Origin of the sequence: Streptococcus oralis (assembly GCF_001579025.1) — a bacterium.
Taxonomy (GTDB): Bacteria; Bacillota; Bacilli; order Lactobacillales; family Streptococcaceae; genus Streptococcus; species Streptococcus oralis_X.
In genome coordinates this window covers 800,881-805,738 of record NZ_KQ970235.1, presented here as the reverse complement: position 1 = coordinate 805,738, position 4,858 = coordinate 800,881, and the positions used below count along the sequence as shown (strand labels likewise).

Here is a 4,858-nt window from a genome sequence, read left to right as displayed (position 1 = left end):
ATGACGATATTTAATATTCACTTTTTTACTCAGGTGCAAACAAAGGTTGAGGGGGAATACTTGGGAAGAGTACTAAGCACCATTTTTACCTTAGCCATCCTATTTATGCCGATTGCAAAAGGCTTTATGACAGTGCTGCCGAGTGTACATCTCTCTTCTTTCCTGATCATTGGAAGCGGTGTTATCATCTTGTCTTGTTTATCCCTCGTTTATATGCGAAGTCATTTTAAAAAAGAGTTATAATTTCTTTTTTTAAGAAAATATTTCACTACGAATCATTTTTCAGTCCTTCTCTATTGTGAGGAGGGCTTGCTTTGTGGTAAAATGGGATTATGAATGAAAGAATGAATGAGTTAGTTGCCTTACTTAACCGCTATGCGACCGAGTACTATACGAGTGACAATCCCTCGGTTTCAGATAGCGAGTATGATCGCCTCTACCGAGAGTTGGTCGAATTGGAAGTTGCCTATCCAGATCAAGTTTTAGCGGACAGTCCGACTCATCGTGTTGGTGGTAAGGTTTTAGATGGTTTTGAAAAATACAGTCATCAGTATCCTCTTTATAGTTTGCAGGATGCTTTTTCACGTGAAGAGTTAGAAGCTTTTGATGCGCGTGTGCGAAAGGAATTACCCCAACCGACCTATATTTGTGAGCTGAAAATCGATGGTTTGTCTATCTCGCTTACGTATGAAAAGGGAATTTTGGTAGTCGGTGCGACACGTGGGGATGGTTCTGTTGGTGAAAATATCACAGAGAACCTCAAACGTGTCAAAGACATTCCTTTGACCTTGCCAGAAGAACTTGATATCACTGTTCGTGGAGAGTGTTACATGCCACGCGCTTCATTTGACCAGGTCAACCAAGCTCGCCAAGAAAATGGAGAGCCTGAATTTGCTAATCCTCGTAACGCAGCTGCAGGAACCCTCCGTCAGCTGGATACAGCAGTAGTGGCCAAACGCAATCTTGCGACTTTCCTCTATCAAGAAGCCAGCTCTTCTACTCGTGTTAGTCAAGAAAAAGTCTTGGAGCATCTTGAACAGCTTGGTTTTGTAGTTAATCCTAAACGAATATTGGCTAAAAGTATAGATGAGATATGGGATTTCATCCAAGAAGTAGGACAAGAACGGGAGAAACTTCCTTACGATATTGATGGAGTGGTAATCAAGGTCAACGACCTAGCAGGTCAAGAAGAACTCGGCTTTACTGTTAAAGCGCCCAAGTGGGCAATCGCCTATAAATTTCCCGCTGAAGAAAAAGAAGCCCAGCTCCTTTCAGTTGACTGGACAGTAGGTCGTACGGGTGTTGTGACTCCGACTGCCAATCTAACACCTGTTCAGCTTGCTGGGACAACTGTTAGCCGTGCAACCTTGCATAATGTAGATTATATCGCTGAAAAGGATATCCGCAAAGATGATACGGTTATCGTTTATAAGGCTGGAGATATCATCCCTGCTGTTCTGCGTGTGGTAGAGTCTAAACGTGTTTCTGAAGAAAAACTAGATATTCCGACTAACTGTCCGAGCTGTGACAGTCAGTTGCTTCACTTTGAAGATGAAGTAGCTCTTCGTTGTATCAATCCACGCTGTCCTGCCCAAATCATGGAAGGTTTGATTCACTTTGCTTCTCGAGACGCTATGAATATTACAGGACTTGGTCCATCTATCGTTGAAAAGCTTTTTGCTGCCAATTTAGTCAAAGATGTGGCAGATATTTACCGTTTGAAAGAAGATGATTTCCTCCTTTTAGAAGGTGTCAAGGAAAAGTCTGCTTCTAAACTGTATCAGGCCATTCAAGCATCCAAGGAAAACTCTGCTGAAAAGCTCTTGTTTGGTCTGGGAATTCGCCATGTCGGAAGCAAGGCTAGCCAACTCTTGCTCCAACATTTCCACTCTATTGAAAATCTAGCCCAAGCAGACCCAGAGGAAGTAGCAAGTATCGAGAGCTTGGGTGGAGTGATTGCCCAAAGCCTTCAGACTTACTTTGCTACAGAAGGGTCTAAAATTCTCTTAGATGAGCTGAAAGAAGCTGGAGTCAATCTGGACTACAAAGGACAGACAGTAGTAGCAGATGCAGCCTTGTCAGGTTTGACAGTTGTATTAACAGGAAAATTGGAATCTCTCACGCGCTCAGAAGCTAAAAGTAAACTTGAAAGTCTGGGTGCCAAAGTCACAGGCAGTGTTTCCAAGAAAACGAATCTTGTCGTAGCAGGAGCAGATGCAGGAAGCAAGCTCCAAAAAGCACAAGAACTTGGTATCGAAGTTCGAGATGAAGCTTGGCTAGAAAGTTTGTAAAGAATAGTTGAAAACTAGATGTTAGATAGTCTGGAACTATCTCTCCTGATGTGTTTTTATATCTATTAATGCTATTCTCTATTGTGCTGAAATTCCCGTTAAATTCTTCAGCATGACTTAAAAATTAAAATTAGGAATTAGGAAAAGAAATGTATAGATACCCTGTAGTCATCCATTTTCACCGAAAAAATGGGGATTATGCCGCTTGTTCATTCAGTAGAAAACAGGCAGATGTTAAAGAAAATTTGTATTATGAAAATGACTATTTTGGAGCAAAATTCTCCTTTACAGTCACAAGTGCAGAAAGGCTCGATACTTTGACCTTTTCTGTTGAAATAGATGGAAAGACAAAAGACTATCTCCTACGGTTTAACTATTATCCACTGTTGACTGAGGTTTGGATCTTAGATGGTGAAGAGACGGTTTATTATTCTGAAAATCCTGCCATTGCAAGTCCTTGCTATAAAGATCGAAACCCGTTTGCTTTTGATAAAGCCTTTCACAGTGAAAGTTTTGATCACCATTGGGGATACCAAGGAGAGTTGGGTTATAGTATCTCTGACTACCAGACAAGCTTTAAACTCTGGGCTCCAACAGCTACAGCAGTTCAAGTGGTCGTTTATGAAAATACAAGTAACGACGCGCCGATTTGGAAAACCTTTAATCTTGAGCGTGGGAATAGCTATTCATATAGTCATAAGTACAATACCATTGGTGTTTGGAGTGTAGACCTGGATGAAAATCTTGCAGGTAAGGCCTATCAGTATCAGATTGAGTTTCCGCACCACCAGACCTTGATACGAGACCCATACACTATCGCTACAAGTCCTGATGGGAAACGTTCTGTAATCCTCTCTCAGCAAGATAGACAGGTTGAAGGATTCGAAGTTAAACATGGGACAGACGCTCTTTGGCGTTTGGAAAATCCATGTAAAGCCGTTATCTGTGAGATGCACATTCGTGATTTTACAAAATCGCCGACATCTGGAGTTTCAGAAAACCTTCGAGGTACCTTCCTTGGGGCTGCCCAGACTGGAACAGTTAACCAGTATGGTCAAGCAACTGCCTTTGACTATATCAAAGAACTCGGCTGTAATTATGTTCAGCTTCAACCAATCTTTGATCGCCATAAGGAATATGATGAGGATGGAAATGTAACCTATAACTGGGGCTATGATCCTCAAAACTACAATGCACCAGAACCAAGTTTCTCTAGCAATCCAGATGATCCTGGACAGGTTATTCGAGACCTCAAGACCATGATTCAGGCATATCATGATGCGGGAATCGGTGTCATTATGGATGTCGTTTACAACCATACCTTCTCAACGGTCGATGCACCTTTCCAAACAACTGTTCCTGATTATTACTATCGTATGAATCCAGATGGAACCTTCCAAAACGGAACAGGTGTTGGAAATGAAACCGCAAGCGAACACGAAATGTACCGCAAGTATATGATTGACTCACTCCTTTATTGGGTGAAAGAATACAATATTGACGGTTTCCGTTTCGACTTGATGGGAATTCATGATGTCAAAACCATGCAGGCGATTCGTTGGGCACTTGATGAAGTTGATCCACGTATTATCACTTACGGAGAAGGTTGGGATATGGGGACTGGTCTTGCACCTTATGACAAGGCCAAGAAGGACAATGCCTACCAGATGCCAAATATTGGATTCTTCAACGATGATCAGCGTGATGCCATCAAAGGAGGAGAAGTTTATGGCTCAATCAAGGCAGGATTTGTTAGCGGTGCAGCTACAGAACCAATTGTAGCCAAAGCTATTCTTGGTAGCCGAGAGTTGGGCTCATATCTTAGTCCAAACCAAGTTCTTAACTATGTGGAGGCCCATGATAATTACAATTTGCATGATTTGTTAGTAACCCTTCATCCAGATCACAGTTCAGATAAGATTATGCGTCAGGTTGAGACTGCAACAGCGATGAGCATTCTCATGCAAGGGATGTCCTTTATAGAGCTGGGGCAAGAATTTGGTCGTACCAAACTCTTTGCTACTGGAGAAAATGGCGAGCTGACTGCGGCAGATAGAGAACGGGCCATGAACAGCTACAATGCTCCAGATAGTGTCAACCAGGTCAACTGGGATTTAATCAATGAGAGACAAGAAAGCATTGACTTTATTCGCCAGATTATTCGCGTAAAAACACAAACACGTGCTTTCTCTTATCCTACATACGAAGAAGTTTATCGTCATGTCTTCGTCCATACAGCTGCTGAAAATAGTGGATGGATTGTTTACGAAATTCACGGTGGAGCAGAGCACTTATTGGTGGTATTCAATGCTAAGGGAACTTCCTTCTACTTTGAAAATGCGGGAAATCTTGAAATGCTGGTGTCCAATAGTCGTTCTAAAGAGTCTAATGTGATTGATGATATCAGCGTTGCACTCTTGAAGGTACTTTCATAGTAAATGCAGCAAAAAGGTTTAGTTTTACTAAACCTTTTTTAATTTTTATTGAAAAACCAATATCTAATAGGAATAAATTTCAAATAATTTGAAGAATCAAGTTTGTGAAAAAAGTATCAATATTTTCCAAAA

The 4,858-nt window shown here is 41.4% G+C and carries 2 protein-coding genes and 1 pseudogene; all 3 read left to right on the top strand.

Annotated elements, in window-relative coordinates; genetic code table 11:
- Positions 1 to 243: pseudogene (locus tag SORDD27_RS10230) on the top strand (MFS transporter); the annotation flags it as partial.
- Positions 244 to 332: 89 nt separating this feature from the next.
- Positions 333 to 2,291: an NAD-dependent DNA ligase LigA gene (ligA, locus tag SORDD27_RS03830; protein WP_061427432.1), complete on the top strand. Its 1,959-nt coding sequence runs from the start codon at positions 333 to 335 to the stop codon at positions 2,289 to 2,291.
- Positions 2,292 to 2,440: 149 nt separating this feature from the next.
- Complete coding sequence (gene pulA / locus SORDD27_RS03825; RefSeq protein WP_061427431.1) at positions 2,441 to 4,726, top strand: type I pullulanase; 2,286 nt, start codon at positions 2,441 to 2,443, stop codon at positions 4,724 to 4,726.
- Positions 4,727 to 4,858 lie beyond the last annotated feature (132 nt).